We start from the raw sequence: 18,798 nt of genomic DNA, 5'->3' as shown, positions 1-18,798 counted from the left end.
AATTGCTTTTCCTCTTTTTATTTCTATTAACAGAGTCACCTCATCTTTTGGTGATAAACCAATTAACAGCAACTTTACTTTTTATTGGAAATAATATATTATAAAGATATACAATATAACGGTTATTTTCTAGGAGGAGTCTGACACCATAGGCTTCTCCTGTTCTTTTTTAAGCAGCCTACCGTACATAGGTTTCTTTAAAAAGTAAAATAACTGAAAATTAAGAAAAGGAGTTTTTTGAAAGAGGTGATGCATACATATAACAAAGAGAGAAGCGATGGTGAAAGGGGGATAAGGAATGACTTTGTTTGGTTATCCACTTGAGATAATTTATTTATATGGATTTATTATTGCAACCATACTTACCGTTATTTATATCTTTTTTGGAGATATATTTGAATCGCTATTTAGCTTCGGAGGTGGATCGACATCCGTTGTAACGTTACTGCTTAGCTTCTTTGCAATGCTTTGTGGGTTTAGTTATATCGGAGAGTATTTATTTTCTTGGAATAGTATTGTGATTTTTAGTCTTTCTTTTGGCATATCTTTTATCGGTGTTTTTTTAATGAAGATATTGATTTTAAAACCGATTGCAGAAGCGGAACAAAATACAGTACAGCGTATGGATGAATTTGTTGGCTGCAAAGGAGAAGTGATTATTACAATACCAAAGGAAGGGTTTGGAGAAGTATTGGTCTCTTCGAAATTTGGAAGCAATGCGATAATGGCTAAGACAATCGGAAAGACAGATATTATGCAAGGAACTGAGGTCATGATTGAGGGAGTTCAAGATGGTGTTTTGCTTGTACAAAACATCGCTTATTCTTTAAAAAAACCAAAGTTATAAGGGGGAATTTGAATGATTCCATTAATTATCGGTGGTGTATTACTCGCAATTGTACTTTTACTTATTTTGGTGTTTATTACAAAATACCGCACAGTTGGTCCAGATGAAGCATTAATTGTTACTGGAAACTGGCTTGGAAGCGGAAAGAATGTTGTTACAACGGATGACGGAAAGAAAATTAAAATTATTCGCGGTGGTGGTACGTTTGTTGTACCAATTATGCAACGAGGAGAACCTCTTAGTTTATTAAACTACAAGTTAGAAGTTGGAACGCGTGATACGTATACGAAGCAAGGGGTACCGGTTACAGTAAATGGTGTTTCGATTATTAAAGTAGGTTCAACAATTGAAGAAGTATCGACGGCAGCTGAGCAATATTTAGGAAAAGAAACAGAAGAGTTAAAGGTTGAAGCAAAAGAGGTATTAGAAGGCCATTTACGTGCTATTTTATCTTCCATGACAGTGGAAGATGCCTATAGTAATAGAGAACAATTTGCACAAAAGGTACATGAAGTAGCTTCAACTGATTTAAAGAAAATGGGGCTTCGTATTGTCTCCTTTACCATTAAAGAAATTATGGACAAAAATGGTTATTTAGATGCGCTTGGCCAACCACAAATTGCGACGGTGAAGCGTGATGCAACAATTGCAAATGCAGAGCGCGAAAAAGAAGCACGTATTGAAAAAGCTCGCGCGGAAAAAGAAGCAAAAGAAGCTGAGTATCAACGTGATGCACAAATTGCTGAAGCTGAAAAACATAAAGAGTTAAAAGTACAATCGTATAAGAGAGATCAAGAACAAGCACGTGCTGATGCGGATCTTTCTTATGAATTACAACAAGCGAAAGCACAACAAAATGTAACAGAAGAACAAATGCGCGTTAAAATTATTGAGCGTGAAAAACAAATTGAATTAGAAGAAAAAGAAATTGCGCGTCGCGAGAAACAATATGATGCGGAAGTAAAGAAAAAGGCAGATGCTGATCGCTATGCGGTTGAACAATCAGCGGAAGCAGAAAAAGTAAGACAAATGAAAAAAGCAGATGCCGATCAATATAAGATTGAAGCAGAAGCAAAAGCACGCGCAGAGGAAGTACGCGTTGAAGGTTTAGCGAAAGCAGAAATTGAAAAAGCGCAAGGGCAAGCGAAAGCAGAGGTTCAAAAAGCACAAGGTACGGCGGAAGCGGATGTTATTAGGTTAAAAGGTTTAGCGGAAGCAGAAGCAAAACAAAAAATTGCAGAAGCCTTTGAATTATATGGGCAAGCAGCAATTATGGATATGGTTCTTAAAATGCTTCCAAGTTACGCAAAAGAACTTGCAAGCCCGCTTAGCAACATTGACAAAATTACTGTTGTTGATACAGGCAGCGGTGGAAAAAACAGCGGCGCTGGAAAAGTGGCAGGATATGCAACAGATTTAATGGCAACGATGCAAGAAACGTTAAAAGCATCTTCTGGTATTGATTTGAAAGAATTATTAGAAGGTTTTGCTGGAAAAGGTGCGGTGCAGCAAGCAGTAAGTGAAAAGCCTGTTGTGCAAGTAGTGGAAGAAAACGAGAAAACTGAAAAATAACAAAGGAAGGCCCCTAGCATTAGGGGCCTTTTTAGGCTCTAATGTAAAGAGAAAATAAAAGAGAATATAGCGCATATGTTTCTAGTGGAATTATATTGGATGATATAAGTGCAAACAATTGATGGATGAATCCTTTCTACTTTTGGACAGGCTCATTCTGTTACATGCAATTATGTTATTTTCTTCAATGTGTTAAATTTAATTTGAAAAAAGCAAACATAGATTAATGGAGAAATGATTATGTGTTAAACTACATTGAAATATATTTAATTATAATTCGTTACACGACTTGCTATAAGAACATTAGGAGGATTAGAAAGATGAGGAAATTGAAAGTAAAGATGTACAAGTATGGAAAGATTAATATCCTTTACTAAACAAGCTCATTTCAATGGAAGAAGTATTTTGAATCATTCCTGACATCGAAGAATTTCAAAAGGAATGAAAATAGCGTTAGAGAAACGGAATTAATTTAATTAGTGTGCAATTATCGCAGTTTTTATAAGGAACAGAGGAGTTTTTATGTATGAAAAAAAGAATTGCAATCATAGAAGATGAAGATAATATCCGATTAATCTGCAAGCGATACTTAGAAAGAGAAGGATATGAAGTATATACCGCTGCAAATGGAACGGAAGGTTGGAATGTAGTTCAACAACATCGACCAGATCTAATTATTTTAGATTTGATGATGCCGAAAAAAGATGGTTGGGAGCTATGTGAGGAAATTCGCCAACATTCTAATGTTCCTATTATTATGTTAACCGCTAGGGGAGAAGAAAGAGATCGAATTTTGGGATTAACAATGGGCGCAGATGACTATGTGACAAAGCCATTTTCACCTCGTGAATTAGTATTAAGGGTACAAATTATATTAAGAAGAGGAAATTATGTAACAATACAAATGCAAGAACCAGTGTCGGAAATGATAGAGTTTTTAGATTTAAAGATTTGTCCAGCAAAAAGGCGTGTATTTGTTTGTGAATATGAAATTGAGCTAACAGTGAAAGAATTTGAAGTGCTTTATATAATGGCAAAACATCCAAAACAAGTATTTTCACGTTCTCAACTTCTTGAACAAATTTGGGGTTTTGAGTATGAAGGATGTACAAATGCAGTAACTGTGTTAATGAGTCGTTTACGTGAAAAATTGGAGAAGCATACAACAAAGAACCGTTGGATTCATACAGTGTGGGGCATTGGTTATCGCTTTGAGCCAGAGGAAGGAAGTCAAGCATGAAATTACGTAACCAATTATTATTGATGAATCTATTAAGTACAAGTATCATGTTAATTTCTATTTGGTACAGTGAAAGGCGAATGTTACTTAGACCGGAACAAACAAAATTATTAATCGTAATTGTGATTGTAGCAATGATTGTTTCAACGATTATTTACTGGTTAATGACACGTCCTATTATGAGATCTATTCAAAATTTAATTGCATTAACCCAACAGTTTAGTGATAGACAATTTGGAACGATGTACATAATAGGAAAAGAGCCAGAAGAATTTAAAGAGTTAGCGACAGCTTTTCAACAAATGGCTAAAAAATTAGAAGAAAGCTTTACTAAGTTAGAAAAGGGAGAAAAAGCGCGTACAGAGCTGATTGCGAATATTTCCCATGACTTACGAACTCCTATAGCTAGTATACAATTGATGATAGAAGCGTTACAGGATGGCTTAATTGAGGAGCCTAACATGAGAATGCAGTACTTAACGACAATTCTAAACGAAATACAAAGATTAAGTGGACTAATTAATAATTTGTTCGATCTTTCTAAGTTAGAGCTTGGACAAGAAGCATTTCATCCAAGTTTAACACATGTAGATAGCATTCTATTAAAAGTACTAGATGCGCATTCTATTTTACTAGAGGAAAAAGATATTCAGTTGCAATTACGCGTTTCGGATACATTGCCACGACTTTGGGTTATGCCATGTAAAATAGCGCGGGTTATTAGTAATTTGTTACATAATGCAATTCGGCATTCTCCTACGTTTGGAACAATCGAGTTAATTGTAGAGGAAAATAAACAGAAACAGCAGGTCAAATTCACTTTGCGTGATGAAGGAGAAGGGATTTCTTACGATGATCAATTACGTATATTTGATCGTTTTTTCAGAACAGACCCATCAAGAAGTTCACAATCTGGAGGATCTGGACTTGGACTCGCCATTGCAAAATCGCTAGTTGAAATGCACAAGGGAGAAATTGGTGTTCAGGATCGCCCGGATGGAAGACAGGGATGTGAATTTTGGTTTACTCTTCCCGTTATATCAGAAAAGAAATAAGACGGTTGAAAGACTTTTGTAACATTTATGAGAGAGAAATGAAAGATTTGTTAGCTATGATGAAGTTAATCTTACTAGTAGATGTTCGAACTCATCTAGAAAACAAGGAGAAAAATGACGATGAAGAAATTAAAACCAACACTTGGGGTATTAAGTAGTGTAACAATGGCGCTGACTTTAGCATCCCCTACTTTAGCTGAAACAACACCTGAACAAGGCGGAAAAGTGGAAACTTTTAAAGAAGATAAAAATGTGAAGGAAGGGCAAAAGATTATTTATGATGGTTCTGAAAAAAAGGGAATCATGATTATGGAAGAGCCTCAGGAAAATAATGACTGGGATAATGATGGCATTCCTAATGATGTAGAAGAAAAAGGATTTAAAATTGTATTTAATAAAAAGATAGGAAAAAATGAAGCACAACTATGGGATCAACAGCAAGACTTTGGTGAAAAGAGATTTATAACAAATCCTAGGAGTGCAAACTCAGATGGAGATCCTTTTACAGATAGCTATGAAGTGGAGCATTATGGCAGTGATTCTGATGTAGATTTCAATCCCATGATTGCGAATGTACCAAATCTACAAATTGCTGTAAAACGCATCGATATTACTCCAGTTGCTAGTATTACAGATTCAAATGGTGAATCACGTACTAAGAGTTGGGAAAAAAGTTTATCTGTACAACATTCTTTTAATATAGGTTTAGCTGGTGAAGCCGGTGCTGAGGGATCAGCAGCGGGTCCTGTACCTTCAGGAAAAGGATCGTTAAATGTGGGGTATGGTTATTCTAATACAAAAACGGAAACAGAAAGTATCTCTAATAGTTTTGATTGGTCAACAGCAACAACTGTTGATTCAGCTAAAGCAGCAAATGTGCGCTTCCATCTAGAATATAAAAATACGGGTACAGCATCTGCTGGGGATGTTTCACCTCACTTTAACATTCGATTAGGAAATAAAATTATCAATACTGTAAAGGCAACACAAGACCGTTATAAAGCCAACTTGTTAACTACAGAAAAAGGAGGAAACAATAAAACTGAAATTTTAATGGACAGTGTAGAAGGTCAAGCCGATGTGAAAATTTCCCTAACACTGGATGAATTAAAAGCAGTAGAACAAGGGGCACCTCTTTCTATTGAAGTATTGCCTACTAGTACGATGAATGTGTATACAATGAAAGATGGAAAGTTTGAAAATTTAGGAGATTGGGCGCATTTTGCGTCTAATGTAAATGCTTCTACTACATTAGTAGAAACAAATTTGGGTTCTATACCAAAATTTAGAGTGTATACACCAAAAAAGGATAAAACAAAACCTGCTAGCGTTGATTATAACCTTTCAGTGGACGAATTTTTAAAAAATAGCGGGATAGATAGTTCTGCTTGGACAGTAAACGCTGTAGTGAATGGTCAGTTAAACAAAAATCTAGTTCGTTATGGTCCGAATCGTTCTCTTTTAGAACGAGGTGTGAACCTTGGTTTCTTTGATAACCGCGCACTACGACCAACTCTATCATATAGCAGCTATGATTATAGCAAGAAAAAGATTTACGCATCGGTTATACCAGGTTTATTTAATATAAGTGAAGAAATCTTTGTTACGGTTAATAATAAAGAAGGTAAGCAACAAAAGGTAAAATTAGTTCGAAATAAGAATTCAAATGTGTATGAATCTAAAGAGAATGAACCTGTAGACTTAGCAGTAAACAAAAGAGCTCTTGGAGAAACTCCGGTTAAGTTTGAACTCAATGATGTCCAAAATAATAAAACTGAAGTTTCTGTGCCTCTTGTTTCAAATAAAAGCTATCTAGAGGCTATCGATAAATTAGTAGTAGATAATTCCGGAGAACCTATTCTAGAAGGAAAACAGTACTATTTAAAGACGAATGTTAACATACGTGAAGGTGTACAGGAGGATTGGCACATTGGTTTAAGCCAAACAATTAATGGGCGATATGTACACTTTTCACCTCAGTCCTATTGGGATAGATTGAGACTCGGTCCTATACAAAAGGCAATACATGGGGCAGACATTCAAGCAACACCAGTAATCATAGAAAGAAAAGGACAGCCTAAACCAGGACAACCATTCAAAAAAGATGAAGAAGTGTTCCTTAAATTTACTAACAGTAGTTATAGTGGTTACCAGTATTTAAATATTGGAAATGGTTATGATTATAACTGGTTAGATACTGAAAACAATAGATCTTCTATTAAATTAGACAAGCTTCCTAATGAGAAGAGTTTCTATCTAAAATCTGATTCTACTTATATCACATTTAGACAAAATAAGTGGCAAAGTACTGTTGCAGATAATGGTAGCGCCCCAGTTGTAGCAGCTAGTGAGTTTATTTTAAAACCTGAGCATACAACTTCACCAGGTAATAACCATAAATGGGAATTAGAAAGTATTAAGTAAAGTAAGAGATTGTAAGGCCGCAAGTATGATTTTAGAAGACTTAGCGACCTATGCATATTTGAAGGCTACGTGTGGTAACAATTAATAAAAGTTAAGTTTATCTTGTTAGTGGAGCGGACAGTAATACTCCTGCTTAAAAACAAAGAGTAGAAGTATTACTGCCCGTAAAATTCTAGTTGGTGAGGACTGATAATCAGTGGGGATGAAGGGTTTGCCACTGATTATCAGTCCTCACCTATGAAATCTTACAAAACTGTCATCTTTATGTAAGGTTATTAGATGGTTCATTTATTATTTCAATGTGATAATAAAGGTATAAGAAATACTAGTAAATTTTTAGATATTATAGGAGAGTGTCAATCATGATTATAACAACAACTTCAACGATTCAAGGAAAAGAAATTATCGAGTATATTGATATTGTAAACGGTGAAGCGATTATGGGTGCAAATATCGTACGTGATCTATTTGCTTCTGTTCGTGACGTTGTCGGTGGCCGTTCTGGTGCATATGAAAGTAAATTAAAAGAAGCTCGTGATATTGCAATGGAAGAGATGAAAACTCTTGCGAAGCAAAAAGGTGCAAATGCGATTGTTGGTATTGATGTAGACTACGAGGTCGTTCGTGATGGAATGTTAATGGTTGCTGTTAGTGGTACAGCCGTACGTGTATAAAATAAAAAGTATAATTGCTAAAGCACCTTGTTAAGAGCGAGGTGCTTTTTCTTTTTTATAAAGTTAGAAAGGTGAAACACCTGAAAGGAAATAATATCTTATTTTCTTTAAGCTACTTTAGTGTTTTTTGAAGTGTTAATATTTCCAATTATGGTATATTTTTAGCGAAAGAAGATGTTCAATTAATCATTTAATAAAAAGGGGAATATTTTGTTGGGGAAAAGTGGGATAACTACAATTATATCGATTTTAATACCAGTGTTATTAATCTTACTCATAGTTAACTTTATAAATGAAATTATTTTGACTGTATTTCATGGGAGTTCTCTTATTTTACCTTTATTTCTTTGTCCTATTGGATTTATTTTAGCTATTTTTTCTTATAAAGTAGATAAAAATAATGGAGCAAAGATTGGGATAGTATTAAATGTGTTAGTATTATTAGTTCCTTTTATTTTGCTGATACGGGGAACGATGTGATTTCTATTTTAGTTATATGTAAATAGAGTTACCTTCTCAAAAGGGAAAAAAACGTAAAAAAATCTTTGGGAATTTTTGAGGGATTCTGGTGCAAGAAATATATGGGGTATATTCTTTTTTATTTTATCTTTGCACCAGTCCACCTTTTTAGAAACTATTTAGAAGTGTATTTCATTCCTTCTAGTCTATCCAGTACTCTTCTTTTTTTATAAAACATTTTTCCTACTTCTGCAATTTCTTCAATTGTTTTTCGGTTGAAATAGGCCCCAAAAATCATGCCAGCAACAGGAATCATCTGAAATAGCTTTTTCCAACCGTAATTGTCACGATACACAGTAAACACCTCTCGCCATGATTTAATTTGAGACATACTGTCGTCGTGATTGGCACGAGCATCAAAATGTTTTAATTCATGAAGGATTGTTTGCTTCCCTACAATATCAGATGAAGAAAATTGTAAGCATTTTACGATAAATAACCGCTCTTGAATATCTTTTGGATTATACCCGTAGCAAATTGCAATTTCTTGCAAAACATTTAGTGACATACTTAAAACTGATGGAATATCAATTGCTAGAGTGAAAATACCACCAAAGCCAGTTGTGGCACCTTGTGCAGTTGCAACAGATTTTCTATTTTCGATGATTTTATCAACGATTGCGTCCATCTCACTTAAAGAGAATCTTTGAATATCAGTTAAAGAAGTTGCATTTTCAAATTTCTCTATTGTTGATTGTGGATGAATTAAATATTTACTTCCAGAGTTGAGATATTGAATGAGCTCATCTAGTAAGATATTAATTTTTTTATGGATAAACTTTGGGGTTAGCTTATCAAGAATAGCAAACGGAATTTTTCCCCATTTTTCAAAGAACCAAAGATCTTCTTGGTCTCTCTCCCATTTTTCAATCATTGAGATTTCTTTTAATAAAAGTTCCTGTGACTCCATTTTCCCCCTCACTCTCTTATAACCGTCGCTTTTATTTTAGTAGATATTTTTTGAATAATAAATAAAATTAGGAGTTTGGATTAGGATGGAATATGGTAAATAATTAGAGAAATAACGTTATTAAACGCATAATTGTCATTTTGTTTATGAATTTAATTTTGAATTTTTAAAAACATAATGTGTTTATTACATGAGTGATAAAATAGATGAGAAAATAGAGAAGCGTGAAGTAGGGAGTAGATTTTGAATGAAAGCAAAGATTGAAGAGATTTGTAGTTCATATAAAGGAACAGTAGAAGAGATTTTTGTTGATGAATCATCTTACGTATACGAATGGGAGAAACTCATGACGGTTCGAAAAAATGATGGTACGTTAGAAGAAATTAAGGTTGGTATAAGCGGACATATACGATCTGTAAATATAGAGGTTGGTCAGGAAATCGATGTGGATACATTGCTACTTAAGTTAGAGGATGATTTGCTGATTACTGGTTGTGAATGATAAAAGATGTGTAGAAATTACTACACATCTTTTTTTATTAGTAATAGTTCTTCGTATATCATACAAACGGTTGTTTGTATGATATACGTGTTCTCATTTCTGGTAATATAGGCATAGGATATATGAGGAAAGAAGGACGATGTTCACTATATATGATTCCTGAAAAACAGTGAGGAGAAGATGAACATGGGGAAAGAACTGCTTGTGACGATGGAATGTGCGTATACACTTCAAGGAACATTAACACTCCCTACATATTATTCTGAATCGTATCCAGCTATTTTAATCATTGGTGGTGCTGGAAAAGGAAATCGTGATGGAAATACAAGTCGTTTACGGTTAAACTTATATAAAGAATTAGCGGATTATTTTACCTCTCTAGGATTTGCAGTGCTTCGTTATGATAAGCGTGGTATTCATAAAAGTAAAGGTGATTATTATAAAGCAGGGGTGAAAGATTTCATTGATGATGCGGTTTCCTGGATTAGATTTTTAAAGGGTCATCCGCAAATTGATCCGAAGCGTATTATTATTGCAGGGCATAGTGAAGGGGCTTTACTTGCCCCAGCTGTCTATGTAAGAGAATCAGCTGCAGGGTTACTATTACTTGCTGGTGCCGCGGAACCATCTAAATTGCTCTTCGAAAGACAAATAAATAAAGTTGCTAATGAGTTAGAAAACGCATCAGGGTCCATTGGTTTGTTATCTAGAATGCTGAAGATGCCAGAGCGGATAAAAAGGCAAAATGAAGTGCTTATGAAAAAGGTGGAAGAGTCGAATGAAGCTGTTATGTGGCTAAAAAGTATAAAAGTAAATGCAAAATGGCTACGAGAACAGTTACAATATAATGTAGTTACATATTTAGAGCAAGTGTCATGTCCTGTTTTAGCAGTTACGGGAGACAGGGATATACAAGTGCCACCTGAGCATGCTAAACAGATTGCTTCATACGTTAATGGTGAAGCAGAATGGCATATCATTCCGAACATGAACCATATTTTAAGAAATTATGAACATAAGCATACAATGATTCGATTAATGAAGGAATATAAGGGGCTTATGGATAAATCTATTGAAGAAGAGTTGTTACATGTGATGAAGGGATGGTTAGAAAAACATTATCTTTCATAGGAGCTGTAGTTGTGAGGAAACAAAAGTTTTTATTATGTATGTTATTAGGGCTTTTCATTATGATAGTAGCTTGTGAAAAGCAAGAAGAGGTTGAATCTAAGCCGGTTCAAGTGAAAAATGAAAAAAAACAAGAGAAGGCGCATAAAGAGGAAGAAGAGAGTAAAGAGAAAAAAAGTATGAATTTAATGGATAAGCAATTATTACTTTCAGCAGCGCTGGGTGATACAGAGACAGTTATGGAATTAATAAAAGATGGGGCTAACATAAATATAGCAGGGGAGAAAGAAGAAACACCTGTCATGGCAGCGACGTATCATAATCATGTTGAGACAGTGAAAGCATTGATCGTTGCAGGGGCAAATATTGAGTTGCAAGATAAAAATAAAGAAACGCCATTCCTTTATGCGAGCAAAGAGGGTTATGTTGATATTGTGAAACTAACAATTGATGCAGGAACGAATATTAGGCAAACAAATCGTCATGGTGGGACAGCACTCATTCCAGCAGCTGAAAGAGGGCATGTGGAAGTTGTAAAAGAGTTATTGAATCGTACCGATATTGATGTGAATTATCGGAATGATCTTGGTTGGACGGCATTGTTAGAAGCGATCGCTCTTGGAAACGGTAGTGAAAATCATAAACAAGTTGTTCAGTTACTCATTGATCAAGGGGCAGATGTAAATATGGTGGATCGCGATGGAGTTACGCCGCTAGAGCATGCAGAGAAGCGAGGGTTTAAAGAGATTGTAAATATGTTAAGGTTAGCTGGAGCAAATGAAATAATAAAACAACCTACGGAATAATGTAGGATATGGAAAAAGAGATAAGAGGGAATCTTATCTCTTTTTTTGTTTAAAATCGATTTTTTTTTGCCATTGGCTCTATACATGTATTTAATATCCAACTTAATACTTTCCATACTTTTTGTTGATTAGGTGGCAAATGAGCATTATATATATAGCTGTATTCAATCTGCTGTTTTGCACCACGATTTCGTTTGAACTCTCCAGCTCCAGCGCTACAATGACAAATTAAATTTTTTTCGATAGAATCCATTGTAATAAGGAGGGAAAGAATGCGATATAAGCCTTGTTGCTGGTCAGCATTTGTATCATATCCAAGTATAGGGGTAGTCATAACTCCATCTCGAATAAAATAAGCAATGACACCATCAATTGTATCTCCTTTTTTTATGACCTTTATCTCAAATAAATGATGCTGAAGCGCATTCCATAAATAAGCTGGTGTAAACATTGGGTTATGATCGGAATATTTCTCAATGTATAGTTGATTGTATAACTTGGAAACCTGTAAAATGTCCCCTTTTGTTAATCTCTCATTCGTGATTATTTCATAATTGCTTTTCTTTAATAAACTTTTATCATTTAATAAGTCTCTTCTTTCTTTTCGATTCATTTCTGGATAGTGTTTTGGATCAAATAAGTATACGGAACGAGACATAATTTTATTGTAGCCTACTGTAGATAATGCTTGTGTAATTGCAGGATATAATTTGTTATTTAAAGAACGGAATAGAATCGTATGCTCTGGAAATTTTTTAACAAGTAAATTCGTAATCTGTTCGATTTGCTGTTTATTTATAGAATGATAGAGATTTGTTGAGAGCATCCAATTATTCACTACAATTACTTTATTAATATTCGTTCGGCGTAGCCAGCTTCCGATAAGATGAATCGGATAGGTTAGTAATTTCTCTAACCATGGTTTCTTTAATTCCCATAACTCTTCTAGTGCATAGGATATGTAATGTGTATAAGGAGAACATACATATGAATTGTTAAACTCTTCGTTATTAACAGTAATTGGTAAGATGAGGTCGTCAATCTCTAATAGAAATAGCTGCGTGTTAACATTTTCAATAAATGCTGTAATGCCATTTTGTAAGAGGGGCAGGAAGCTGTCTCTTACATATGCTCCATCTCGTTTTGTAGACCAGTCGATGCTGTACAAGGAATGAACATTATGTAGCTTAATCATATACGCTCACCATGTTTTATAAGGCTTTCTATTCTTTTTAATTTTTTATCATATAATTGAATATCGTAATGTGAAAAGAAGAAAAGTGGTATAACACATTTTTTAGTGGACCACAGTTTATGTAATTCTTGTATCACATTTGATTTACATGATTTGAAATATTCAGGTGGTATTTTAAGTTTAATTTCAGTTTTGTCTATGCTGTGCTGAATCACTTTAAATTCTTGAATTTCATTAGATGCAAACATAATCGCCCTTCGAATGAAATCAGGGAAAATAGATACCTCACTTTTATCAAATTCGCTTATCCCGATAAAGATATCATCGCATCGACCATCAATTCGTTCTAAGGCTAAGAAGGGAGAGCCACAGGTGCACGCTGTTTTTTTCTCAATTAATATGTCATTGAGACGGTAGCGAATTATAGGCTGTGTCTTCCTCATGAAATCAGTAATAATGGGAACGAATATCCCTTTTTCTTGATCTAAATATTCTTTTTCAATATGAACAAGGTCTTCATTGATATGTAATGTACCATGTTTACATGTTGTAGCAAGAAAACCTTCTGTACATTGATAAACTTGGTGTACTGTCTGTTGAAAAATTGTACTGATAAACTCCCTATCAATATCTTCAAGTACTTCTGCTACAGAGATAATTTTTTTGGATAAATGATAATAAGTCCTTCTTGTTGCCACTGAGCGATTTTTCGCAACATAGAAGGAGGTGCAATTAAAATAGATGGATTTATTTCATTTAGTCGAGCGATATGTTGATGAAACGAATCTAGTAAATCAAAAAAATGAAACGAAATTCGCTTATTATTCGTTGCCTCATATAAATTGCTGTTCGCCCGTAAGAAAAAAGCGATTGTATGTTTATGTAGAATGCTAGAAGGAAGTACTTTACCGATAATAGAACCGGCCCACATTGTTTGTTCTTCCTCTGAAACGAGAAAAACTCCGCGATTTCCACTAGTGCCTGATGATAGCCCAACAGTTATATTACGAATAGTTGGAGAAAAATTCCGGGTTTTTTCAGCTTCAAACGCGACATGAAAGGCTTCTTTTTTTGAAATATTAACTGTATTTAACGTATCAAAGTGCTTCATCATTACTTCTTTATCAATGATGGGGAGTGCAGCCAAATTTCCCTTTTCGATTTCTTTTAACAAAGGTGTATATAATTGACGATAGAAAGGAGACTGATCTATAGTAAACAAAAGTTGTTTGGTTATTTTTTTCTTGTGAAATTGTTCTAGTTGCTTGCGATTTGAAAATCGTAAGCGATATTTTGTTTTCAAATATTGCTGGAGAATCCGTAATTTATTCATAGTACACCCCTGCTTTAATTTGATTCCATGTGCGTTCACAATGAGTTGGAAGAATTTCAATTTCTGGTGATATTTGCGATAAATGATGCAACTTTTCAATGTTGTGACGATAAGATTTTGCATCTCCAGTTAAAAGATTGGCAATCTTACTTGGAAATACAAGGTTTTCATATGTTTTACTGAGCCACACTGCGTCTGCACAAAGAAAAACAATTTTATTACTACGTAAATGGACAAATATACCAAATTGTCCAATTGCATGCCCCGTTAGATCAACAGCGAGTAATGAACCATCACCAAATACATCATAACCCTCTTCAAACTTTCCGTATGTAGGAGATAAGCTCGATGGTGGGGTTTGATCAATGAATGTCATCCGTTGTTCTAAATCAATTGGTAATGTATCTTTTAAGCAACCTTTTAATAGAGCCCCAAATTTACTTCTTTTTTTTATATCTTCATAAGCTTTTGCAAAGGTTAGTATTTTGGCTTTTGGAAAGTCAGGTAGCCCTGCTGTATGGTCACCGTGAAAATGAGAAAGAATAATATATTTAATTTCTTCTGGTTGAATATCATCAAGAAGTAGTTGCTGTTTAATAGATTGCTCCGCTGTAAAATGAACAGGGGTAAGTTTTGCATATACAGAGTAAGGAAATTTACTGGTCGCTTCTTTAAAGTGCTGAGCATATCCGGTATCAAACAAAATATAACCTAAACTTGGATGTTGAAGTAATCCCACTGTAGCTGGAAAGCAAATTTGTTTCCAACTCCCCTTGGAATATGCAACTTTTTCAGGGTGTGTGCAATATCCTGTATCGTATAGCTTTAAAGATTTGATTTTCATTGTGTTTTCCACCATTCTACAAATTTTGTGATTCCTTCTTCTATACTAATCTTTGGAGCATAGCCTAGTTCTTTTTTAGCCTTATCAATACTTAATGTCTGGCTCTTTGAAAGAACACTAACAGTATATTTTGTGAGAATAGGTTCTTTACCGAATAAAATAGTTTTTGAAATACCTTCTAGTATAGCAGCTAGTGTAAAAGCGGCTTTGTAGGAAAATTTTTTATATTGTACCTCCTTATCAAGGCGTTTCATTACATTCTCAATTACTTCATATAAATTTACACGTTCGCCATTTGTTATATTGTATTTTTCTCCTAATGTATGTTTTGGGGAATGCATACAAAGAAGTACGGCATCTATAACATTCTCGACATATGTAATATCAACCAGTACATCTTCTGAACCAATTCTCGGTAGAGCGCCTTTTTCACATACTTTAATAAGGCGTGGAAGAATGGCATTATCTCCTGGGCCAAATAAAGCACGTGGACGTATCGTGATAACTGGTAAACCATGATTGAACGCTTGATCAATAGCTTGTTCGGCCATGTACTTGGTTTTCGCATAATGGTTTACAAATGTATCAGGAAGCTTCGCATTTTCTACTACATCTTGTCGTTCATCATAATAGAAATAAATACTGGGTGTTGATACATGGATAAGGCGTTTTATGCCAGACTTTTGACTTCCTTCGATAATATGCTTTGTGCCTAACACATTCGTATTGTAAAAATCTTTATATTTGCCCCAAGGAGAAGAAAGGGCACCACTATGAAAGATATAATCTTTATCTTTACAAACTTGTAGAACACGATTCCTGTCCTCAAGGGGACAATGTACAAATTCAATTCCATTTTGTTCTAATAATTTACCGATTGTTTTATTTCTCCCGGTTGCTGTTACTTCATAGCCCATACTCGCTAATCGAAAAGCGAGTTTTTGTCCTAGAAAACCAGTTCCACCAGTTACTAGCATTTTCATAAATTTTCACCATCCCATGATATGTCATATGTTGTTTGCTCCAAAATAGTCCGTTTATGTTTACAACTTTCACGCCATAATTTATACATGCTATAAAACTGATAAAAAAATGGTTTCCTATCAGAGCGACTATAAATGATATCTGGATAGGAACATAGAACTTCCCACCATTGTTTACGTGTTTGCTTGCTTTTTAAGTGGGGAGTTCCATATAAAAGCATTGCTAATCGAATTGCACACTCAGAATTTGTTTTTGGAATTAGCGTATTATTCATTTTTTTATCAAAAAAAGCGGATAATATTTCCTCATCGAATAAATGTAATCCACTTGTGGTACGTGGATTACATTCAATTGGAATAGCATTTCCATCTTCTGTAATGATAAAATCAAAGGCAATTTGCCCAGAGAAATTTAGCTCTTTTACGATATGCCCAACAAATTGTTCGATTTTTGGTTGATGAATATGTTCAAACGCAATGGTAGCGCCTAAACCCGCCGTGAATTCCGTTTTGTAGACAGAGTGAGCTAACACTTTCCCAAATTGGACAATACTGTAGGAGCAATGCTGTGTTCCTTTTATAAACTCTTGAATAATATAATTTTGCTTGTCTACCACGATGCCCTTTACAACATCTTCTTTTGTAATAAATGCTACTTTATCAGAAAAACGAGAAAAAATAGGTTTTAGTACAAAAGGAGTGGCGGATGATGTATGCTGAATCATTGCCTGTATGGCTTGCTCGTTATTTGTTCTATACGTTGCAGGAACTTGCCACCCTAATTTCGTTACGAACTGAATAAACTCCCACTTATTATGGAGTAATGAAAGCTTTTGAAATTCATCTACGAATACATGACATAATCGGCTTAACTCATCTTTATGTCGAGATATATAAAATATCTCTTCACAAGTAGGAAGCAAGGAATCTACATCATGTTTTTGAATAATGGATTGCAGTGCATCGATACTTTCATTTGTTTTCCATTTTGGAGAAGGAATTTCATAAAAGTAATCAGTACTCGTTGAAGCTTTACTTAATGGATAGGGAATACTATCGGCAATAATAACGGTATGACCGCTTTTCTTGAGCAGCCTGCATAGATGCAATGCTGCTGGTGCGCGTGCGCCAGTAATTAATACTGTTTTCTTAGTACTCAAGGAGAACGCCTCCGATAGAAAGCCCAGCAGAAGTACCTAGTAATAATATTTTATCTCCGCGTTGCACTTTCTTTTGTTTAATTGCTTCGAAAAGAGCGACCGGAATGGATGCGGAAATCATATTCCCATAGTCTTCAAAAATAGTCATAAAGCGATCCTCATCGACACCTAGCTTTTTACGAATCAGCTTCATAGCTGGCCCACTTGCTTGGTGTGGAACAATTAAATTGATATCATTTAACGAATAACCTGTATGCATAAGTAGTTTTTCGATAAAATCTAACATATATTTAGAGGACAATTTAAAAATGGCTCTGCCATTCATATCGAATAAGAAATCCTCTTTTCGTTCTTCGCTATATTCTCTAGGATGAATCATCGTTCCCCCGCCGCGAATTTCCGATAGATGTGCACCAGAGCTATACGTTTCCATATGAGAAGCTATAATGGAAGAAGTGTGATCACCTTTTGTTATAACAACGGCTGCTGCGCCATCGCCGAATAAAATGCTGCTTTCGTTTTGTCCCCAATTTAATCCTACAGAAGAAATTTCAGAGGAAATGATAACAACGTTTTTGTATCTTCCGCATTCAATTGCATAAGAAATTGTATCAAGTGCTGTTACGAAACTTAAGCACGTTGAGTTGATATCAAAACAAGGGATACCAGAATGCTGTAGACCAAGTTGTTCTTGAATAAGTGATGCAGTAGAAGGAATAGCCTGCTGGATTGTTCCACTTCCGCAGATGATACAATCGATATCTTTCCATGTTAAACTAGCATCTGCTACAGCTTTTTTCGCGGCTTCAGCCCCCATATAAGAAGATGTTTCATCATCAACAAAGTATCGTGTTTTCACCCCAGCCTTTTTTAATGTCCAGCCTTCTGGGACACCTAGCATACGATCTATTTCAAAAGAATCTACTTTTCGTTTTGGCAAATATGTACCAATTCCTTTTATTTTAATATATCTTTTCATTTCCTATCGCCTCTTAATCTTTTCATAAATTTATAAAATTCTATCATATTATATATTATTATAGAGAAAATATGGAAAAAATACTTTTGTGAAATTTAGTATTTTAATAAATTATTTCTATTTCATTTGTGTCGTTGTAAGAAAAGACAGCACTAAATGTATCCCGCTATTTTTGGACAGTAAGACTCCCGCCCAAAAGTTCGGTGAAAGTAAAGAAGTTATGTGGGGAGCTGGGCTGCATGTAAAAGCGCTAGAAGCAATGTATGATGGGGAAAATAGTAAAGAGGCATTGGATGAAGCAACAAAAACAACAGATTGGGAAATTAGTATTTCGAACCATACAAGTCAAAAATGAAAGAAAGCCGTATCTGTAAAAAGACACGGCTTTCCTATTAAGAGGATAAGGGATTAAAAGAATGATGAAACCTTATCTCTTTTTATGTAATTATATATGGCATAGTAGTTTTTCTCGTTTCTTTATTTGTTTAACTCGATTGCAACTTGTTTCCCATTTACGAAAACTTCTATCATCGCTACTACAACTTCAATCATTTTTGTCATCTCATATCTTACTTTAAGTATAGCGGGCAGCAAACCTTTCAACTATCGAATTAGGTGATGCAGAGA

17 protein-coding genes and 1 pseudogene are annotated in these 18,798 nt (G+C 34.8%); 11 read left to right on the top strand and 7 right to left on the bottom strand.

Annotation, left to right across the window (positions count from 1 at the left end):
• Window positions 1-298 precede the first annotated feature (298 nt).
• From ACX5JI_RS18760 to ACX5JI_RS18730, 7 genes are all read left to right on the top strand, one after another.
• Complete coding sequence (locus ACX5JI_RS18760; protein ID WP_459502557.1) at window positions 299-847, top strand: NfeD family protein; 549 nt, start codon at window positions 299-301, stop codon at window positions 845-847.
• A gap of 12 nt (window positions 848-859) precedes the next feature.
• Window positions 860-2,419 (top strand): flotillin lipid rafts scaffold protein FloT, encoded by a 1,560-nt coding sequence (gene floT / locus ACX5JI_RS18755; RefSeq protein WP_459502556.1) that lies wholly within the window; start codon window positions 860-862, stop codon window positions 2,417-2,419.
• Between the two features lie 526 nt (window positions 2,420-2,945).
• Entirely contained in the window at window positions 2,946-3,659 is a 714-nt protein-coding gene (locus ACX5JI_RS18750) for a response regulator transcription factor (RefSeq protein WP_459502555.1), read from the top strand.
• On the top strand, window positions 3,656-4,714 hold the full coding sequence (locus ACX5JI_RS18745) for a sensor histidine kinase (RefSeq protein ID WP_459502553.1): 1,059 nt from the start codon (window positions 3,656-3,658) through the stop codon (window positions 4,712-4,714). The genes ACX5JI_RS18750 and ACX5JI_RS18745 overlap by 4 nt, the downstream gene beginning before the upstream one ends.
• Before the next feature lie 120 nt (window positions 4,715-4,834).
• A complete protein-coding gene (locus ACX5JI_RS18740; protein ID WP_459502552.1) occupies window positions 4,835-7,138 on the top strand; it encodes a binary toxin-like calcium binding domain-containing protein in 2,304 nt (767 codons plus the stop codon).
• A gap of 362 nt (window positions 7,139-7,500) precedes the next feature.
• Window positions 7,501-7,812, top strand: coding sequence for a heavy metal-binding domain-containing protein (locus ACX5JI_RS18735; protein WP_000587631.1), 312 nt, complete (start codon window positions 7,501-7,503; stop codon window positions 7,810-7,812).
• 213 nt (window positions 7,813-8,025) lie between these two features.
• Complete coding sequence (locus ACX5JI_RS18730) at window positions 8,026-8,292, top strand: YnaG family membrane protein (RefSeq protein WP_459502551.1); 267 nt, start codon at window positions 8,026-8,028, stop codon at window positions 8,290-8,292.
• Window positions 8,293-8,446: 154 nt separating this feature from the next.
• On the opposite strand, the gene ACX5JI_RS18725 is transcribed toward ACX5JI_RS18730, so the two are convergent.
• Window positions 8,447-9,241 (bottom strand): EcsC family protein, encoded by a 795-nt coding sequence (locus ACX5JI_RS18725; RefSeq protein WP_459502550.1) that lies wholly within the window; start codon window positions 9,239-9,241, stop codon window positions 8,447-8,449.
• Between the two features lie 247 nt (window positions 9,242-9,488).
• On the opposite strand from ACX5JI_RS18725, the gene ACX5JI_RS18720 reads away from it, so the two are divergent.
• The 3 genes from ACX5JI_RS18720 (at window position 9,489) to ACX5JI_RS18710 (ending at window position 11,677) form a co-directional block, all read left to right on the top strand.
• Window positions 9,489-9,743 (top strand): hypothetical protein, encoded by a 255-nt coding sequence (locus tag ACX5JI_RS18720; RefSeq protein WP_459502549.1) that lies wholly within the window; start codon window positions 9,489-9,491, stop codon window positions 9,741-9,743.
• A gap of 186 nt (window positions 9,744-9,929) precedes the next feature.
• Window positions 9,930-10,874, top strand: coding sequence for an alpha/beta hydrolase family protein (locus tag ACX5JI_RS18715; protein WP_459502548.1), 945 nt, complete (start codon window positions 9,930-9,932; stop codon window positions 10,872-10,874).
• Complete coding sequence (locus tag ACX5JI_RS18710) at window positions 10,847-11,677, top strand: ankyrin repeat domain-containing protein (protein WP_459502547.1); 831 nt, start codon at window positions 10,847-10,849, stop codon at window positions 11,675-11,677. Before ACX5JI_RS18715 ends, ACX5JI_RS18710 begins: the two co-directional genes overlap by 28 nt.
• Before the next feature lie 49 nt (window positions 11,678-11,726).
• Here ACX5JI_RS18710 and ACX5JI_RS18705 read toward each other — a convergent pair whose 3' ends face one another.
• The 6 genes and pseudogenes from ACX5JI_RS18705 to ACX5JI_RS18680 form a co-directional block, all read right to left on the bottom strand.
• Window positions 11,727-12,872: a hypothetical protein gene (locus ACX5JI_RS18705; RefSeq protein WP_459502546.1), complete on the bottom strand. Its 1,146-nt coding sequence runs from the start codon at window positions 12,870-12,872 to the stop codon at window positions 11,727-11,729.
• Window positions 12,869-14,205 (bottom strand): annotated as a pseudogene (locus ACX5JI_RS18700) (F390 synthetase-related protein). The gene ACX5JI_RS18705 and the pseudogene ACX5JI_RS18700 overlap by 4 nt, the downstream one beginning before the upstream one ends.
• Entirely contained in the window at window positions 14,198-15,049 is an 852-nt protein-coding gene (locus ACX5JI_RS18695; RefSeq protein WP_459502545.1) for an MBL fold metallo-hydrolase, read from the bottom strand. The pseudogene ACX5JI_RS18700 and the gene ACX5JI_RS18695 overlap by 8 nt, the downstream one beginning before the upstream one ends.
• A complete protein-coding gene (locus ACX5JI_RS18690; RefSeq protein ID WP_459502544.1) occupies window positions 15,046-16,032 on the bottom strand; it encodes an NAD-dependent epimerase/dehydratase family protein in 987 nt (328 codons plus the stop codon). Before ACX5JI_RS18690 ends, ACX5JI_RS18695 begins: the two co-directional genes overlap by 4 nt.
• Window positions 16,029-17,192, bottom strand: a complete 1,164-nt coding sequence (locus ACX5JI_RS18685) for an ATP-grasp domain-containing protein (protein ID WP_459502543.1) — start codon at window positions 17,190-17,192, stop codon at window positions 16,029-16,031. Before ACX5JI_RS18685 ends, ACX5JI_RS18690 begins: the two co-directional genes overlap by 4 nt.
• On the bottom strand, window positions 17,182-18,171 hold the full coding sequence (locus tag ACX5JI_RS18680; RefSeq protein ID WP_459502542.1) for a beta-ketoacyl-ACP synthase III: 990 nt from the start codon (window positions 18,169-18,171) through the stop codon (window positions 17,182-17,184). The genes ACX5JI_RS18685 and ACX5JI_RS18680 overlap by 11 nt, the downstream gene beginning before the upstream one ends.
• 88 nt (window positions 18,172-18,259) lie before the next feature.
• On the opposite strand from ACX5JI_RS18680, the gene ACX5JI_RS18675 reads away from it, so the two are divergent.
• The gene (locus ACX5JI_RS18675) at window positions 18,260-18,526 is read left to right on the top strand and encodes a hypothetical protein (protein ID WP_459502587.1); all 267 of its coding nucleotides are present in this window, start codon (window positions 18,260-18,262) and stop codon (window positions 18,524-18,526) included.
• The last annotated feature ends 272 nt before the right edge of the window (window positions 18,527-18,798 follow it).

The sequence above is a fragment of the Bacillus sp. C1 genome (assembly GCF_054570475.1).
The sequence above is the reverse complement of the archived record's forward strand: the minus strand, read 5'-3'. Positions and strand labels throughout refer to the sequence as shown.